This window comes from Vagococcus allomyrinae (assembly GCF_017829975.1).
GTDB classification, from domain to species: domain Bacteria; phylum Bacillota; class Bacilli; order Lactobacillales; family Vagococcaceae; genus Vagococcus_D; species Vagococcus_D allomyrinae.
The window spans coordinates 91,517-109,675 of record NZ_JAEEGA010000003.1 but is presented as its reverse complement, the minus strand read 5'-3'; the positions used below and the strand labels follow the sequence as shown (position 1 = coordinate 109,675).

General features: G+C 41.2%; 16 protein-coding genes. 15 read left to right on the top strand and 1 reads right to left on the bottom strand.

Features of this window, described 5'->3' with window-relative positions:
• Positions 1-1,430 precede the first annotated feature (1,430 nt).
• The 8 genes from I6N95_RS05965 (at position 1,431) to I6N95_RS05930 (ending at position 8,803) form a co-directional block, all read left to right on the top strand.
• Positions 1,431-2,234: an SDR family oxidoreductase gene (locus I6N95_RS05965; protein WP_209525620.1), complete on the top strand. Its 804-nt coding sequence runs from the start codon at positions 1,431-1,433 to the stop codon at positions 2,232-2,234.
• Between the two features lie 25 nt (positions 2,235-2,259).
• Positions 2,260-4,119 (top strand): BglG family transcription antiterminator, encoded by a 1,860-nt coding sequence (locus I6N95_RS05960; RefSeq protein ID WP_209525617.1) that lies wholly within the window; start codon positions 2,260-2,262, stop codon positions 4,117-4,119.
• Positions 4,120-4,133: 14 nt separating this feature from the next.
• Entirely contained in the window at positions 4,134-4,619 is a 486-nt protein-coding gene (locus I6N95_RS05955) for a transcriptional regulator GutM (protein WP_209525615.1), read from the top strand.
• A complete protein-coding gene (gene srlA / locus I6N95_RS05950; protein WP_209525612.1) occupies positions 4,616-5,167 on the top strand; it encodes a PTS glucitol/sorbitol transporter subunit IIC in 552 nt (183 codons plus the stop codon). The genes I6N95_RS05955 and srlA overlap by 4 nt, the downstream gene beginning before the upstream one ends.
• Before the next feature lie 30 nt (positions 5,168-5,197).
• Positions 5,198-6,190: a PTS glucitol/sorbitol transporter subunit IIB gene (gene srlE / locus I6N95_RS05945; protein ID WP_209525610.1), complete on the top strand. Its 993-nt coding sequence runs from the start codon at positions 5,198-5,200 to the stop codon at positions 6,188-6,190.
• 28 nt (positions 6,191-6,218) lie between these two features.
• A complete protein-coding gene (locus tag I6N95_RS05940; protein WP_209525608.1) occupies positions 6,219-6,575 on the top strand; it encodes a PTS glucitol/sorbitol transporter subunit IIA in 357 nt (118 codons plus the stop codon).
• A 394-nt stretch (positions 6,576-6,969) separates the two neighbouring features.
• The gene (locus I6N95_RS05935; protein WP_209525606.1) at positions 6,970-7,626 is read left to right on the top strand and encodes an HAD family hydrolase; all 657 of its coding nucleotides are present in this window, start codon (positions 6,970-6,972) and stop codon (positions 7,624-7,626) included.
• 319 nt (positions 7,627-7,945) lie between these two features.
• Positions 7,946-8,803, top strand: a complete 858-nt coding sequence (locus I6N95_RS05930; protein WP_209525604.1) for a VOC family protein — start codon at positions 7,946-7,948, stop codon at positions 8,801-8,803.
• A 374-nt stretch (positions 8,804-9,177) separates the two neighbouring features.
• On the opposite strand, the gene I6N95_RS05925 is transcribed toward I6N95_RS05930, so the two are convergent.
• Positions 9,178-9,615 carry a carboxymuconolactone decarboxylase family protein gene (locus tag I6N95_RS05925; protein ID WP_209525602.1) on the bottom strand — a complete coding sequence of 146 codons (438 nt, stop codon included), beginning with the start codon at positions 9,613-9,615 and terminating at the stop codon, positions 9,178-9,180.
• Between the two features lie 353 nt (positions 9,616-9,968).
• On the opposite strand from I6N95_RS05925, the gene I6N95_RS05920 reads away from it, so the two are divergent.
• The 7 genes from I6N95_RS05920 (at position 9,969) to I6N95_RS05890 (ending at position 18,158) form a co-directional block, all read left to right on the top strand.
• On the top strand, positions 9,969-11,387 hold the full coding sequence (locus tag I6N95_RS05920) for a PTS mannitol transporter subunit IIBC (protein WP_209525600.1): 1,419 nt from the start codon (positions 9,969-9,971) through the stop codon (positions 11,385-11,387).
• Positions 11,388-11,424: 37 nt separating this feature from the next.
• The gene (locus I6N95_RS05915) at positions 11,425-13,494 is read left to right on the top strand and encodes a BglG family transcription antiterminator (RefSeq protein WP_209525598.1); all 2,070 of its coding nucleotides are present in this window, start codon (positions 11,425-11,427) and stop codon (positions 13,492-13,494) included.
• A gap of 170 nt (positions 13,495-13,664) precedes the next feature.
• Positions 13,665-14,102 carry a PTS mannitol transporter subunit IIA gene (locus I6N95_RS05910; RefSeq protein ID WP_209525596.1) on the top strand — a complete coding sequence of 146 codons (438 nt, stop codon included), beginning with the start codon at positions 13,665-13,667 and terminating at the stop codon, positions 14,100-14,102.
• Entirely contained in the window at positions 14,095-15,246 is a 1,152-nt protein-coding gene (locus tag I6N95_RS05905) for a mannitol-1-phosphate 5-dehydrogenase (RefSeq protein ID WP_209525594.1), read from the top strand. Before I6N95_RS05910 ends, I6N95_RS05905 begins: the two co-directional genes overlap by 8 nt.
• A 221-nt stretch (positions 15,247-15,467) precedes the next feature.
• The gene (locus I6N95_RS05900; RefSeq protein ID WP_209525592.1) at positions 15,468-16,568 is read left to right on the top strand and encodes an ABC transporter substrate-binding protein; all 1,101 of its coding nucleotides are present in this window, start codon (positions 15,468-15,470) and stop codon (positions 16,566-16,568) included.
• Complete coding sequence (locus tag I6N95_RS05895) at positions 16,555-17,340, top strand: alkaline phosphatase family protein (RefSeq protein ID WP_209525590.1); 786 nt, start codon at positions 16,555-16,557, stop codon at positions 17,338-17,340. The genes I6N95_RS05900 and I6N95_RS05895 overlap by 14 nt, the downstream gene beginning before the upstream one ends.
• The gene (locus tag I6N95_RS05890; RefSeq protein ID WP_209525588.1) at positions 17,337-18,158 is read left to right on the top strand and encodes an ABC transporter permease; all 822 of its coding nucleotides are present in this window, start codon (positions 17,337-17,339) and stop codon (positions 18,156-18,158) included. The genes I6N95_RS05895 and I6N95_RS05890 overlap by 4 nt, the downstream gene beginning before the upstream one ends.
• The last annotated feature ends 1 nt before the right edge of the window (position 18,159 follow it).

The window sequence follows — 18,159 nt, the reverse complement described above, 5'->3', positions numbered from 1 at the left end:
CTTGTTATGGATTAAGCAGCTCTCTCATTGGAACTTGGACTCGAATCTTTTATTGTTAAACATTCGTTATGCTAAAAAATATCATTCCTCAACTGATGAGTGATGGCATCACTCATTAAATAACGTTGATCCGTTGGTTAAATTTTACTTATTCAAGGGTTGAGAGTTGTTAAGGTAACGAATATACAAATGAGTGATCGTGTCACTCATTTGGTCATTTAGTTGCCACAGCTTGTTATGGATTAAGCAGCTCTCTCATTGGACCTTGAACTCGAGCCTTTCATTGTCAAAATCCGTTATGCTAAAAAATATCATTCCTCAACTGATGAGTGATGGCATCACTCATTAAATAACGCTAATTAGTTGGTTAGATTTCGCTTATTCAAAGGTTGAGAGTTGTTAAGGTAACAAGTATGTAAATGAGTGATGGTGTCACTTATTTAGCCATTTAATTATCACGGCTTGTTATACATTAAACGGCCCTCTCTGGGTCTTGAAGTCGAGCCTTTTATTGTCAAAAATCCGTTATGCTAAAAAATATCATTCCTCAACCGCTGAGTGATGGCATCACTCATTAAATAACTCGGATTCATTGATTAACTTTCGCTTGTTCAAGCGGTAGGAGCTGTTAAGGTAACAAACAGGCAAATGAGTGATCGTGTCACTCATTTGGTCATTTAGTTGCCACAGCTTGTTATGGATTAAGCAGCTCTCTCATTGGACCTTGAACTCGAGCCTTTTATTGTCAAAATCCGTTATGCTAAAAAATACCATTCCTCAATCGATGAGTGATAGCAAGTAATACCGACTTATTTTAATTGGTCTGTCATCTTATTTTATCTGCAGTCTCAAATCAGTGTTCTTGGCCACTGTTTTTATCAGAGTCTGATATTCTCGTATCAATCATTCGAGGATAAGCAACTTTACCAAATAAGGGCTAGGCTACTGGCAGACCTGATCAAGTGTTAAGCGCTTTCTAAGTTACCGGCTGATTGGCTCAAAAATAGCCATTAAAAGGCCACACTTTAAGATTTTATACTTTGAACATACCATACTTTAGAGGTAAAGTCAATAGTTAATTTATTGGTGAGTAGGAGTGTGGCAACTCTCAGTTTTTTCGTTGACAAATCTTGATTTATAGGGAGTTTGTTGAAAGATATGCCATGATAAACGCTCAAAATATAGAGAAATGACTATTTTAAGTGTTTAGCTAAAGACTGCTAGATAGTTCCCATTAAATAATCATCCAATGGAACTATCTGTTTGATTATTTAACAGGATGTAGATATCTCAAAAAAATCCCTTGGACTGCTAACAAGTAGCAATCAGATTAATGCAGGTATTTATCTTTGGAAGAATAAATGAGTGTATTAATTTAAAGTGGGCCCTTGATTATACTTAAGTTATCACAAGTAGGGAGGAAGACATGCATGACAAAGAGTTGGTTAAATCTGAAAGGAAAAGTGCTGATAGTCACAGGAGGATCTTCGGGAATTGGCGCTGCTGTTGTCGCCAGTCTGCTAGATCAAGGAGCGAAAGTTGTTAACGCTGATTTAAACAAGAGCGGTGAGGCGAGCGAAAATTTGCTTTTTGTGGAAACGGATATTTCTTCACCATCAGCAGTTGATCGGGCTGTGGCGGCAAGTTTATCTCATTTTGGGACGATTGATGGGTTGGTAAATAACGCCGGAATTAATTTGCCACGTTTATTAGTGGATGCTAAAGGCAGTGACAGCCATTATGAATTATCCAGTGAAACCTTTGATAAAATGGTTGGCATCAACCAAAAGGGTGTTTATCTGATGTCACAGGCTGTTGGCAGGGTCTTGGCGGCCCAAAAATCCGGTGTTATCATTAACATGTCCTCAGAAAGCGGTTTAGAAGGATCAGAAGGTCAAAGCTGTTATGCAGCGACTAAAGCTGCACTCAATAGTTTTACGCGTTCTTGGGCGAAGGAGTTAGGAAAATACAATGTCCGAGTCGTAGGAGTTGCTCCTGGCATTATGGAAGAAACAGGTTTGAGAACTGAAGCATATGAAACGGCCTTGGCGTATACGCGGGACATTACCATCGACAAACTCAGAAGTGGTTACAGCAGTACGTCAACAATTCCCTTAGGAAGGAGTGGCAAATTAACAGAGGTGGCTGATTTTGTTTGTTACTTATTATCAGAGCGGGCTAGTTATATAACTGGCGTAACATGTAATGTGGCAGGGGGGAAAACTCGCGGATAAGGACAAGACTTAAGGGGGAGTAAGATTGTCATTAGCGAATAAGTGGTATCAAATACTAAATATTTTATTGCTAAAACGCTGCATTTCTTTGGCGGAGTTAAGCAGACTGACGGGAACATCAACCCAAACATTAAAAAAGAATATTGACTTGTTAAACGAACAACTGGCAGGAACGGCGATCATTAACCTCGAAAACAAAGGGGCCGAGTTAATCATTCATCGGTTAATTGATTTTCAGGAAATTATGACCGGAAAATTAAAGCAAGATCGTGATTTTAATTCGTCAGGTAAGCGCATGGCTTATATTTTAAGAGCACTTCTGGCTCAAGCAGACTTTTTGTTAATTGACGACTTGGCGGAAGCATTGCTTGTGAGTCGGGGGACGGTCAATAAAGACATTAAATTGATTAAAGCACAACTGCTAGATTACGGCGTTAGTTTACAAGGAATTCCTAACAAGGGGTTGCAGATCGTTGGGGCAGAATATAAATTACGACTGATTATTTTGAACGCTGTCTTTGATTACTACAGTGACGACTATCAACTCAAGCAGGAAACATTGCTGGTCATAGACAAGCTAGCCAAGCATTACAAATTGGATCAGTCGACCGTCGTTTTACTAAAAAAAGTTGTGGCGGTGACCATTGGTCGAATCTTAGCTAAAAAGCCCATGAGGCAAGGAATAGCCTATTATAAAAATTTTGAATCACAGGCCCCCTTAATCGAAGAATTTATCGTGCATCTAGAAAGGGTTTACCAGTTGACATTGGGGCAATACGACCAAGATTTTATTTCTTTTCCAATCAACACGCGGACGACTGCCATGGTCTCCGATGACATGGGCCAGTTTGAACAGGGTGTGCGACTGATTTTTGATGACATGATGGAAGAGGTTGGCAATAATTTTGTGACAGAGTTTGACAGTGAGGAATTGTTTGACTTAATGAAATATCATCTAATGTTTATGTTAAATCGGGTTATTTTTCACATTGAACTGGTTGATTTATTTATGGATGAAATTCAAATGAAGTATCCTTTTTCTTACGAAGTAGCCAAAGTAGCTATTAGTGTTATTGAAACCAAGTTATTATTACCGATTAATGAAATTGAAATTAGTTATTTAACGATTTATTTTGAATTGGTGCTAAATAAGAAAAAAGGGGATGTTAAGCATCGTCAAGTCGCGATTGTCTGCAGCTCTGGACGAGGAACTGCGACGTTAATCAAACGGCAACTAGCAGAAGTCTTGGGACCGGACATCGAGCTCGTTCAGTATTCTGAACTGGAGTATCAGGATATTGATTTAGCAAATTATTTGGCGGTTTTTAGTACATTGCCACTCCCTGCTAAAGCGGGCAAACCGATCATTCAAATTACCAATCTATTCGATAATCAGCTTTTGCTTCAGGAATGGAAGCGAGTCGATGAGCCCAATATTTTAACCAGTCCGTTGCTGGATTTTTCGTTTAGTGTGTTAGACGACCAGCTGAGCTATTTGGAAAACGTCAAAGAGATGGTGACGGGATTAATCGCTAATCAGAAATTGTCTGCCAGTTTTTTGTCACTTTGGGAAGAACGAGAAAAACGACAAACGACTATCTTTGATCAGGGAATTGGTTTCCCTCATACGATTAATCAAGGTGCCAGTAAGATTGTCTTGTCCATCGGGGTTTTTAGAGAGCCGAAACAAGAGGAGCATCAGTACGTTCAATTGGTCTTTTTGGTGGGGATTCCTGAAATTATTGCAGACCCGATTGAACAGGTGTTGATGGACGTTTATGATTTTATCTTTTCAATTGGTGGCAATGAGCACTCGATTGCCGAGGTCAGTCAATTTTCTGATCGGGAGCAGATGATTGCTTTTGTCAGCAACTTAAAAAAATAGGAAGGAGCAAAAAGATGCCAATTGTATATTTATTAGGGATCCTTGCAGTTGTGGCGTATCTGATTCAAGGCCTGTTAGGGTTTAGACAAATTAAACATTTTACGGCGATTTATGGGGAAATGAAAGCCAAAGGCAGAGTGGCCATCGGTCGCAAATCAGGCAAATTTAGAGCAGGGACAATCGTCATGTTTACCATTGACGAAGGAGGTGTGATAATTGATAGCCGCAAGATTCAAGGAACCACTGTCTTAGCTAAATTTAAAGAACTAGCCGGTTTTACCGGCATTAGAATCACTGATGTGTCTGATCGAAGTCACTGTGTTCTCAAGGAAAATCGTTTGACGCAACAAACAATTTTGGATGCGGTTTCCGTCTATCAACGAGTCGCCAATGGTGAGGAAATCAAGGTGAACCAACCTCCGTTCCAATCGTTTTACGAGCAAGTTAAACTAGGTAGTTCGATTATTCAAGCAAAAATGAAAAGGAGTGTTAATAAATGAACGTCATTACAAAATTTGCTGAAGGATTTATGAATTTATTTCAAACGGGTGCTGATACGTTTATCAGTTGGGTCACTGGAATCGTACCGGTTGTCTTAATGCTGCTGGTGTTGATGAACACGTTGATCATGATGTTAGGTGAAGAACGGGTTAATAAAATCGCTCATGCCTCATCTAAAAATATTTTTACCCGCTATTTAATCTTGCCCTTTGTGGCCACCTTTATGCTGGGAAATCCAATGTCGTTTACGTTAGGCCGCTTTTTGCCTGAATATTATAAACCGAGTTTTTACGCAGTGGTCGGTCAGGCTTGTCACACGAGTAATGGTTTATTTCCACATATTAATCCTGGCGAATTATTTATCTATTTAGGTGTGGCTCAAGGGATCACTGCTTTAGGATTAAATCAGATGGATCTAGCCATTCGTTATTTGTTGGTCGGATTAGTGATGAATTTTATCGGTGGTGTGGTCACGGATTATACGACCAAATTCGTCTGCAAGCAACAAGGCATTACCTTAAGCAAAGAAGCTAAGCTAGTCGGCTAGCTAATAGTTAATTGAAAGGATGGGAGAATGATGACTAATTACCGAAGCATCACGATAAAAAAAGGATCTGGTGGTTATGGTGGACCGTTGACGATTACGCCAACCCCTGAGAAACATAAATTTATCTATGTCACAGGCGGAGGCGAGCGCCCTGAAATTGTTGATAAGATCGAAGAACTGACAGGAATGGAGTCTGTCAATGGCTTTAAAACATCCATTCCAGATGAAGAGATCGCCTTGGCGATTATCGATTGTGGGGGAACTTTACGCTGCGGTATTTACCCTCAAAAAGGCATTTACACGGTCAATATTGTGCCGACTGGCAAAAGTGGCCCATTGGCGAAATACATCAATGAAGAAATTTATGTTTCTGCCGTTGGACTTAATCAAATTCAGCTGGCAAGTGAAACGGAAGCCAACCAACCACCAGCAACAGAGCCAGTCAAAGAATTTAAGTACAGTACAGATAAAAAGATAACTGAAACAGTTGGTAAACAAAGTGTTATTGCTCGGATCGGCATGGGCGCTGGGAAAGTCGTGGCGACCTTTAATCAGGCAGCCCGTGAAGCGGTTCAAACCGTCATAACGACCATTTTGCCCTTTATGGCATTTGTAGCCTTGTTGATTGGGATTATTCAAGGGTCTGGAATCGGCGATCTCTTTGCTAAAGTCATGGCTCCCTTGGCGGGAAATATTTGGGGGCTAATCATTATCGGGTTTATTTGTTCACTGCCATTTCTATCTCCCCTTTTAGGACCAGGGGCAGTTATCGGCCAAGTGATTGGCACCTTGATCGGAGTGGAAATTGGCAAAGGGAATATTCCCCCACAGCTTGCGTTGCCGGCCCTCTTTGCTATAAATACGCAAAATGCCTGTGATTTTATTCCAGTGGGCTTAGGTTTGGAAGAAGCCGAGGCTGAAACAGTAGAGGTAGGCGTCCCTTCCGTCTTATACTCTCGCTTCTTAAATGGGGTGCCGAGAGTTATCGTGGCTTGGATTGCTAGTTTTGGATTGTATAGTTAAAATGACACGTGGAAAGTTGAGAGGATAGATGAGTATGTATCAAACAGTTGTAAAGGCAATTGGTTCAGAAGCAGGTTTGTTTAAAGAAGAGCAAATGTTAATACTATTTGGCGAAAATGCGCCAGAAACATTAAAAAATTATTGTTACAATATAGAAGTTCTGCCTGTTGAACGACCAATTGAGAAAAATATGACGTTACGTATTGGGGATGATCAGTACCGAATTACCGCAGTAGGGAATGTGGTCACCAAAAATTTACATGACTTAGGTCATCTGACCATCAAGTTTGATGGGGCGGAACAAGCTGATTTACCAGGTTCCCTTCATGTGGCCTTAGGTGAATACCCTGACATCCAATTAAATACTAAAATTACCATCAATTAAGAGCGATAACATCTCTAACATAATCCGATCAGCTAGTTCTGCTGGCTTATTCAGCTAATAACTAATCGTGATTATTTACTTGGTCCTCTATAACAGATTACTGATGAGGATGCGACGCATCAGCAAACTATTTGATTCAGTCGCTTGATCATCAAAACGAGCGAAGTCTCAGCTATATAGTTCCCATTAATTAATCATCCTTTACCGTTAAACTTTCAACCAGAAAAAAGCTGAAAGTACCACTCTTGACAGATGATTATGTGAATTAACCAATGGAACTATCTGTTTAATTATTTAACAGGATGTATATACTAAGTTAAACTGAAGATAAATGATTTGGGGGAAACGTTAAGACGTAGCAGCAAGTGGTTGAGTAAAATGAAGGAGCTAACATATGGACGCATTAATTTTTGATATGGATGGAGTGATTGTTGATTCGGAACCAATCTGGATCGCCTCTAAGCAAAAAACGTTACAAGAGCTAGGAATTAAGGTGGCGGATTCTTATCACTATCAGTTATTTGGAACAACCTTGGAACACATGTGGACTCGCATGAAAAAGGACTTTAATTTGCCTTTGAGTGTGGATCAATGTATTGCCAAAGGTGAAAAAATCCGTGGCGAGATGTTACGAACAGAACCGACTAAGGCCATCCCCGGCGCTGTTCCATTGATTAAACGGTTAAGTCAAGCAGGTGTGCCTTTAGCGATTGCTTCTTCCTCTTCCGTTGAAGATATCGAAAAAGCAGTAACGTCTTTGAAGCTGCAACCTTATTTTCAGGCGCTTGTTTCTGGGGAGACCTGTGAGCGGTCAAAACCTTTTCCAGATGTTTTCTTAAAGGCGGCTCAATCATTAGCAATTGAACCTGACAAGTGTTTGGTGATTGAAGATTCTGTCAGTGGTGTAAAGGCCGCTAAGGCGGCGGGGATGGTGTGTTTAGGTTTTGAGAATCCAGCATTTCCTAAACAGGATCTAGGTCAGGCTGACGGGCTTATTCAAGATTTTTCAACGGTGACGCTGGAAAGTTGTCACAGTTATTTTTATTCATAGTGAGGCAAGAGAGTTGGCGAATGGCTAACTCTCTTTTTGAGTGTGTTGAACATCGCTGATGCTTAGGTCCAGGGGAGATGGATGGTAAGTCAAGCAAGGCGCGCTGATCGATTTGGACATAGTCCTGTAAATTTTTGCGACCCCACAACTAATCGTGGGGCCGTCCTGATCACTATGATTGTGGATTGTCCAATAACGTGTTATTCTAATAATAAAAATGGGGGGATTTGAATAACGGTTGTTGTTATTTATCATAATCAAAATGAGCTGAAGAACGAGGTAAAACAGTAAAAAATGGCAAGAATTAGGAGTGATAGAGATGACTAAATTTTCAGCATGTTTATGGGTAGATGGGCAGATTGAAGAAATGATCGCTGTGTATCAAGAGGTGTTTGCTTCGGTTAAGCGCAAGGTCACTAATTTTTATTTAACAGATGATCATGGTGTGGTGGGAGATATTTTAACCGTGTCAATTGAGATTGATAATCAGGAATTTTTGCTTTTAAACGGTGGACCTGAATTTACCATGACTCCCGCAATTTCCTATGTAGTGGAGGCGCGAACGGCGACTGAGGCGCAAGCAATTTGGGATCGCTTAGCCCCTAAAGGGGAGGTCTTAATGGCGTTGGAAGATCAAACTATGGGTAAGTTGTTTGGTTGGCTTAATGATGAGTTTGGCGTCTCTTGGCAAATTACCGTCGGTGAGGGGCAAGAAACCATTACGCCTTGCGTGATGTTTATCCATCAATACTTTGGTATGGCTGAGGAAGCCATTGAGACTTGGGGCAACTATTTCGGTCAGTTAGAGCGCGAGGTGCTCATTAATAATCCTGATGGCACTGTTCAATTTGCTAAGTTTACCCTTGATGGTCAACCGTTTATTGTTATGGACAATGATTATGATCATCAGTTTGCGGTCACCATGGGGAATTCATTTTGTTTTTATTGTGACAATCAAGCGGAAATTGATCGTGTTTGGGAGCTAGTTACCAAAGAAGGGGCAGAAAGCCAATGCGGCTGGATGGTTGATAAATTTGGTGTTTCGTGGCAGACAACGACTCGAGATATGGATACCTTGCTTCGTTCAACCAACCCTAAAGCAGTGGAACTGACAAAAGCATTGTACAACATGAAGAAACTCGATATTAATTATTTAAGGGAGTTATCCAACAGTTAGTCTGGAAAGCCCAATAATGAGCTCTCAAAAACAGCTAGATAGTTCCCATTAAATAATCATCCAATGGAACTATCTGTTTGATTATTAAACATGAGGTATATAGCTACATCCTGTTACGATTGTTCGGAGATATTTTGAGAAAGAGAAACGTTATTTTATGGACAATAACGTTTCTCTTTTTTTATGTTGGAAGAAAGTGTCCCGGTTTTTTAAAACGATCTATTTGTGAATAGGGCAGGTTGCTTGAACCAAGCAAAGCTGCCTCGTGAAGTTGGAGCCAAATGACGATCTAGAGAACGTTTTAGATTTTCCGGTAAAATAAAAAAGCCATTGGGGAATGGCTAAAACAATTAAATCAACTTCTAGTTAACCGCTCAAATAGTGGTCCCCATAGAAATAGCAATCCGATTCCAGGCATTGATTTGGGAAATCGCTAAAACTAAATCACAATAGTCTTTTTCATCAAAATAGCGACGGACCTCATGATATAATTCGTTGGAAATGGGGTTATTTGAAATGAGGGTCATTTTTTCTGCCAATCGCAGGGCGCTTTTTTCTTTATCTGAATAAAAGCCACATTCCTCAAAGGCGCTAACGCAATTGATCCGTTGTGCTGTTTCACCAAGCTTTTGAGCGTCAGTGGTGTGCATATTTAAACAATAGGCGCAACCGTTAATTTGCGAGACTCTAATTTTAATCAGTTCTTTTAGCAAGGGATCAAGGGTCGTCTGTTCTCCGAGGTATTTTTCCATCGCCAATAAAGGCTTTAAGCCATCTGTTGCTACTTTATAATAATCAATTCGCTGTGTCATCTGCCAATCATTCCTTTCATTTGCTGACTTTTTTGAGTATACCAAGAACGTACGTTTGGTGTCAAGTGAATAACTCGCGTTTAAGCAAATTAGGAGCAACTGTTAATGGCGGGAAGTAGGATTAAAATGTTTGTCCAACTATGATGGACAAAGTTACATTTTCATATAGTTGAGTTTCCGCTTACAAACAGTATACAATAAGGATGACAACAAGTGGTTGTCCTGATAAATTGATTTGCGCAAATCAAGCCTTCACAAAGTTTTTATCACGCTAAGGCTGACGAAAAGGTCAGCAGGCAAACATGCTTGTTCTCGGAAGTCATGCGAGAAACGAGAATCAGGAGGAAATACAAATGGAGAAAAAGTCTGGAGCTAAAGTAAAGATTCAGCAATTTGGTAGTTTTCTAAGTGGGATGATTATGCCTAATATTGGCGCATTTATTGCTTGGGGGATAATCACAGCCCTCTTTATTCCCACTGGCTGGGCACCAAATGAAGCTTTGGGGTCAATGGTAGACCCGACGATTAAGTATTTATTACCAATTTTAATTGGGTTTACTGGTGGTAGTCTGATTTATGATAAACGCGGTGGTGTCGTGGGAGCGATGGTTACCATGGGTGTGATTGTTGGAACGGATATTCCGATGTTTTTAGGCGCGATGATGGTCGGACCATTAGGCGCTTGGTTGATGAAAAAATTTGATGAAGCGATTGACGGCAAAGTTCCTGCCGGTTTTGAAATGTTAGTCAATAATTTTTCTGCTGGGATTTTGAGTGCTATTTTAGCCATCTTATCTTTTTGGGCCATTGGTCCAGCAGTTGAAGCGTTAAACGGTTTCTTAGCAGCGGGAGTCGCCTTTTTAGTCGATCATTCACTGTTGCCATTGGTAAGTGTTTTTGTTGAACCAGCCAAAGTTCTGTTTCTAAATAATGCCATTAATCATGGGGTTATTGGGCCGATTGCGATTGAGCAGGCCACACAGGTGGGCAAATCAATTTTATTTTTAGTTGAAGCAAACCCTGGACCTGGTCTGGGAATATTATTAGCTTATTCACTATTCGGCAAAGGGTCTTCCAAACAGACTGCGCCTGGAGCGATCATCATTCATTTCTTCGGGGGGATTCACGAAATATATTTCCCTTATATTTTGATGAAACCAGCGTTGTTGTTAGCGGCTATTGCAGGTGGCATGACAGGGATTTTTACTTTCTCTCTGTTTAACGTCGGACTAGTTGCCCCAGCCTCACCGGGCAGTATTTTTGCTATTTTAGCAATGGCTCCAAGAGGCAATTATCTAGGATTATTTGCCGGCATTATTGCGGCAACGGCGGTTTCCTTCGTGGTTTCAGCATTGATTTTGAGGACCTCTAAAGAACCGGCAACTTCTCTAGAAGAGGCGGCTAATCAGGCTTCTTCCCTCAAAGGGAAAAAGACAATGGCCCCAACTGGTCTAGCGAGTACAGTGGCAAATGATCAGTCGTTGGCACTTGCTCAAAAAATCGTGTTTGCTTGTGATGCTGGCATGGGATCCAGTGCGATGGGCGCCTCTGTTTTACGAAATAAGGTGAAACATGCTGGTTTAGGTTTAACGGTGATTAACACGGCGATCTCGCAATTACCAGCTGATGCGGATATTATCGTCACCCATAAAGATTTAACGGATCGAGCGAAGGAAAAATTACCGAATGCTTACCATGTTTCCGTAGAGAATTTTTTAAATAGCGATCAATACGATGCGCTGGTGGAAAAGTTAGTCGTCATCAAAGGTTAATGAATCAAAAATAACTGACAAGGAGGTCTGAACAGGTATGTATTTGAGTGCACGTCCCAGATTGATTTTAGAACAACTAATGATGGCACCGCAACCGCTGCACCTAGCAGATGTGGCGGAGGAATTTGAAGTAAGTGAGCGAACCATTAGACGAGATTTGAAAGAAGTCAAGGCGACTTTGGCAACATTTAACTTGAAACTGACAAAGGAAAAGCACTATTTATCTGTTCAGGGCTCTGAAGATGATAAACAGCGATTTAAGTGGCAGTTATTAGATCTGACCTATAATGATTTTTCGCCAGAAGAACGGCAACAATATATTTTGAAGGAGCTACTAAAAACTGATGGCACCCTGAAGTTAATTGGCTTAGCCAATGATCTGAATGTGACCGTCTCAACCATCAGCAATGATTTAACTAAAATTGAAGAAGACTACTTAAATTCTAGTTTAATCAGCCGTAAAAAGGGGATGGGCATTAGTTTAAATGCTAGCGAGATGGAAAAGCGAGGAATGTTAAGTGATCTTTTTTGGAAAAAATATCCAAAGCAGCAATTTATGCGGGTGTTATTTAATCAGTTTGCTGATGAGGTTACAGAAGGTCGCTTGAACTATATTACCCAACAGGGGCATATTGAAGTGGTCGAACAAAGTTTGCGTAACATCCGGGATAGTCTAGCTTATGATATCACCGATGAATCTTATATAAATTTGGTGATTCACGTGGCCATTTCGGTTCAACGGATAACCGAAGGCAATGGCATGAAGGAGACCTTAATTAATCCTGAGGTGGTTCATTATCCAGAATTTCATTTTGCCCAGGAGTTACTGGTGACTAGTTTAGGCTTGTCCCTAGCTGAGGTGCCAATCGGCGAAGTCGAATTTGTGACCATGCACCTACGAGGAGCTAAAGCCCAAAACTATGTTGGCGACTTTAATAGCAATGAACAAGTTCAAGCGGTGACAATCGCCACCCAGTTAATCGCGAAAGTAAGTGAAAAAACTGGCAGTTCGTTGACCTCGGATTCACTGCTAAAAAGTTTAACAGCTCACCTACGGCCAGCCTTGCGCCGCTTAAATGCGGACATGAGTATTACGAATCCTTTAATTCACTCAATTAAACGGGATTATGAAGAACTCTTTGGCATTGTCCAAGCTAGCATGAAAGAAATCTACCATTATCAGCCAGTTCCAGAAGAAGAAATTGGCTATCTGGTCTTGCATTTCGGGGCAGCGCTGTTACAACAAGAAGAACAGGTGGCACTATCAGCCTTAGTAGTATGTGCCAGCGGTATTGGAACGTCGCGCATGTTAGTGACACGACTCAAACAGGCCATCCCGCAATTAAAAACCTTAAAAACGATTTCGTTGTTTGAATTGACCAAAGAGATGGAGAGTCATCCATACGATTTGCTGGTCTCAACCATTGATTTAGGCCAGGTGGATTATGAGTATTTTCATGTGACACCGATCCTAAGTGAGCGAGAAATTTCACAGATAGAAGTTTATTTGCAAAATAAACGGTCTCATTATCGCCGCAAACAAAATCGTGAAGAAAAAGAACAACAATTAACCAAGTTAGAAGCGATTCATCTGCTTGAAAATCGCCAGTTGTATACTGAGACAGTTGTCACTTTGTTGAGCAATTTCCAAGTAGTGAGAATTGATAATTCTTTGACAACTATTGAAGATACCTTGCGAGCTATTTGTACAACCTTGCTGGAACAGGATCGACGTTTGGATGTGGAAGGTTTGCTACAAAGTTTATTAGTCAGAGAAAAATGGAGTGGTTTTGGGATTGCTGAAACGGAATTGGCTTTATTTCATGCGCGGAATGCCAGTATTAGACAACCGATTTTTCAGTTATTTCCTTTAACCAATCCGATAATGATGCCGGCTATGGGAGGCGGCGAGGTTCAGGTTGCCACAATCGTCTTGCTGTTAGCTCCGGAAAAACTGGAGCAGCAAGGATTAGAGTTGATGAGTCAAATCAGTTCTTTGTTAATCGAAAGTGAGGCAACCACGGCTTGCTTGCAATCAGGTGACAGTCGGCGGATCACTCAATTTGTCGTGGAGCGATTACTGGCCTTCGCCAACAGCTATACCTAAGAAAGTGGCCAACTATCGCCCCTACTAAATAATCCCGCAGAACGCGCTAATCGGATTATTTACGGGAAACAGATTGATGGATCAGTTTTAATGATAACCTCTAGCAGAAAGTAAGTGCCTAGCAGCTAGAGAAGGATGACTAAGAAGTCGTTAACCAAGGAGGAATTAATGTGGAACATTTACAAACAAAGGCCATTTTATTAAATCAGGAATTCGCGACAAAAAAAGAAGCGATTGAAGCAACGGGACAAGCGTTACTCGAGTGCGGTTATATTCAGCCAGAATATATTGCGACAATGCATGAGAGGGATCAGTTAACGTCGACATTTATCGGGAATATGGTAGCAATTCCTCATGGAACAGACGGCTCGCAACAGTTTATTAATCAGTCAGGGCTTGTGGTGTTACAAGCACCAGCAGGCGTTAGTTTTGATGGCAATCCGGTGAAGCTATTGATCGGGATTGCGGGCGTCGATGGGCAACATTTGGCATTATTATCTAAAATCGCCATCGTTTGTTCCGAGCTGACCAATGTGGAAGCCATGGTAAAAGCGACTTCTCCTGCTGAGATAATCGCCTTATTTGAAGGAGTGGAAGAGAATGTCTAACGAAATTGCCGTACATTTTGGTGCCGGAAACATCGGTCGCGGCTTTATTGGCTGGTTGTTGGCTCAATCCGGTTATCAAGTCGTTTTTGCAGATGTTAATGATGATCTTGTCAATGAAATAAATGAAAAAGGCCGTTATCAGGTGATTTTAGCTAATGAAGAACAAGCCTCATTTTGGGTAGAAGGCGTGACCGCTTTACATAATGTCAAAGAAGAACGAGCTTTGATTGAAATGATTGGCAAGGCGGCGATTGTGACGACGGCGGTCGGGCCGACAGTCTTACCTTTATTGGCTAAAATTATCGCTGAAGGAATGGAACAGAGAGTCAGATCGAAAGAAACTTTAACGGTTATTGCCTGTGAAAATATGATTGGTGGTTCCACTATTTTACAAGAGGCAGTTTGGCCACTATTATCGGCTGAGGCCAGACTTTATGGTGAACAGTATGTGACATTTCCCAATGCGGCGGTTGATCGAATCGTCCCAAATCAAGTTCATCAGGACAAACTGACCGTCATGGTTGAACCGTTTTGTGAGTGGGTAGTGGAAATGCCTCAAGGGGCGCAATTACCAAAAGTGGCAGGGATGTTAACCGTTGCTAACTTGACACCTTATATTGAGCGGAAGTTGTTCACGGTCAATACGGGTCATGCGGTGACGGCCTACCTTGGGTATATGAAGGAGATCTCCTCAATTGAAGACGCCATCCACAACGAGCGCATTTTATTTGCCGTTAGAAGTGCCTTGGAAGAAACGGGTGCCCTATTAGAGAAAAAATTTGATTTTTCACATGAAGAACATCAAATTTACATTGATAAGATTATTGAGCGTTTTAAGAATCCTTATATTTCAGATTATGTGACGCGGGTAGGTCGCTCACCGATCCGCAAAATTGGTGAAAACGATCGTTTTGTCCAACCAGCCCGTCAGTTTGTGGAAGCCTTTAATGAAACCCCTAAAGCTCTTTCTCAGGCCATTGCCGCTGCGTTGAAGTTTAATGACCCAGAGGACGCAGAGGCCCGCCAATTACAAGCAGCCATCTTGCGAGATGGTTTAGATCAAGCTATTGAAGACTACACTGGAATTAAACCTTATACCATGTTATTTCAGCGAATTAAAGACTCGTATTACAGTCTTGTCTGATTGTTATGCTATAAAATGTCAGATAGCTGTTTTAAGCTAAAAGGGGTTCAGCGGGGTCGAGCAAACGTTTATATCGGTTATTGAAACAAGCAGCAGCTAGGTATTTTCTACCTGCTGCTTTTTTTACGTAAAAAAAACCAATCATTTACGGAGAATTTACAGGATATTTACATCTATCTTTTACAATCAACTTGTAACATACTAACTGACGAGGTGAAGAGATGAAAAGCTTTAAGAAGGTAGTAGTTGGAAGTTTATTAAGTGTGGTTGCTGTTGCAACGTTAGCTGGTTGTTCAAGTGAAAATACTGCAAAAGCGGAAAAGAACGACTCACCAGAAACCTTGGAAACAATCATCGAAGAAGCTAAAAAAGAAGGAGAAGTAGCCAGTGTAGGAATGCCTGATACTTGGGCAAACTGGGTTGGTACTTGGACTGATTTAACAAAAGAATATGGACTTAAACATCAAGATACTGATATGTCCAGTGCGGAAGAGTTAGCTAAATTTGAGTCAGAAGGTAAAAATGGCACAGCGGACATTGGGGATGTTGGGATTAGCTTTGGGCCATTAGCTGTAAGTAAGGATCTGACCTTGCCCTATAAAACAAGTTACTGGGATGAGATTCCTGAATGGGCCAAGGATCAAGACGGTCATTGGTTATTGAGTTACACGGGAACGATTGCCTTTATGACCGATAGTGACAATGTGAAAGACGCTCCCACCAGTTGGGCGGATCTTGCCAAAGGGGACTATCAGGTAGCGGTTGGCGATGTTACCAAAGCCAATCAAGCCCAATTTGCAGTTTTGGCGGCGGCCATTGCGAATGGCGGCGATGAAGGGGACATTCAACCAGGTTTGACTTATTTTAAAGACCTAGCAAAAGCAGGTAGAATCTCATCAGTTGACGCCTCTCTGGCAAATATTGAAAAAGGTGAGGTAGATGTGACCATTTTATGGGATTTTAATGCTTTGAATTACCGAGATCAACTTGATAGTGAGCGGTTTAAAGTGACTATTCCAACAGATGGATCGGTAATGAGCGGTTATACGACACTGATTAATAAAAATGCGCCACATCCCAATGCGGCTAAATTGACCCGAGAGTATATTCTATCGGATGAGGGGCAAATTAACCTAGCTAAAGGGTATGCTCGTCCCATCCGTGAAAAGGTTAAATTGCCAGCCGAGGTTGCCGACAAGCTATTGTCTGAGGATCAGTACCAAGCAGCACAACCTGTCAAATCAAATGACACCTGGGACCAAACTGCGATTGAATTACCAGAGAAATGGCAGAGTGAGGTATTGGTCAATGTTAAAAAATAAAGTCATACTGGTGATCCTTGATGGCTGTCGTTATGACACGGCAAAAGAGCAGATGGGGTTTTTGAATAGTTTGGTCACCCATCAAAAAGCTCAGCTGGCCAAGGTGATTGCGGAGATGCCCAGTAATTCAAGACCTCTTTATGAGGTCTTGATGACGGGGACGCCCATGCATCAAAATCAAATTTATACGAACTTAGCTGTGCAACGGTCGAAGGAAGTTTCACTTTTTGAGCTGGTAAAAAAGGCTGGCGGCCTCACCGCAGTGGCGGGCTATTATTGGTTAAGTGAATTATACAATCAAGCACCGTATAATATTATGACCGATCGCATTCAACATGACCAAGATAAGCTGATTCAACACGGGATTTTTTACAGTGAGGATCATTACCCTGACAGTCATGTTTTTGCTGATGGCAATGCCTTAATCAATGAGTATCAGCCTGATTTTATGGTGGTTCATTCGATGAATATTGACGATGTTGGTCATAAATATACGGCTAATTCAAAAGAGTATCTGACAGCTGTTAATTACGCTGATATTATTTTAGGTTATTTTATTCCTATTTGGCAAAAGCTAGGGTATCAACTTATTGTGACGGCGGATCACGGTATGGACCAATTTGGTCTTCATGGTGGCAGTCTTAACGAGCATCGAGAAGTTCCTTTGTTTTATTTAGGAAACGATCTTGAGCTTGGGACTGAGGACATCCCTCAGCTTAAGGTAATGCCGTTGGTTTGTGATTTATTGGGGATTCAGCAGGTGGGTCAATGAAACGAAAAAGTGGCTATCTCTTAATACCGTTAGGGTTAGTGGTCGGCTTGTTTCTCGTGATTCCTTTGCTGTACATGCTAATTGCCAGTTTTCAATTAGATGGCAGTGGTCAATGGAGTCTGGCCAACTATAGTCAAAGTTTAACCAATCCCTATTACTACCAAAGTTTTGTTAATAGCGGCATGATTGCTTTTTTTTCCAGTATGTTCGGTTTGGTGGGCGCGCTAATTTTTTGCCAAGCGCTGTTAGCTTTACCTAAGAAAGCCCAAGAGCGTTTCACTTTATTTTCTAATTTAGCCGCGAATTTCGCTGGCGTTCCTTTGGCTTTTGGATTTATTATTATGTTGGGCAATGCAGGTGTTTTGAAATTGTTATTTCCGATCTTCGCCAATTTTGATTTATATTCATGGCAAGGATTGGTTGTGACTTACGTTTATTTCCAAATTCCTTTAGCGACACTACTGCTTTATCCTGTTATAAAAAAAGTCAAGGTAGAGTGGCAAGAGAGTGCGGCGCTATTTGGGGCAAGCCCTTTTTATTATTGGCGGCGGGTAGTCCTCCCTTTTATGGCACCTAGTTTAACTGGGACGTTTGTTATTTTATTTGCTAATGGCATGGGGACTTATGAAACGGCTTATGCCTTAGTTGGTAGCAATATCAATTTAGTCACAACACGGATATCCGCGTTAGTGGCTGGCGATGTCTATGCCAAGCCTAATGTTGGCAGCGCCTTAGCTGTATTGTTTGCTTTAAGCATGATTGTTGTCATCAGTTTGTCTCAAAAAATTATGGGACGAGTGTCTCAGGAAGGAGCTTGAG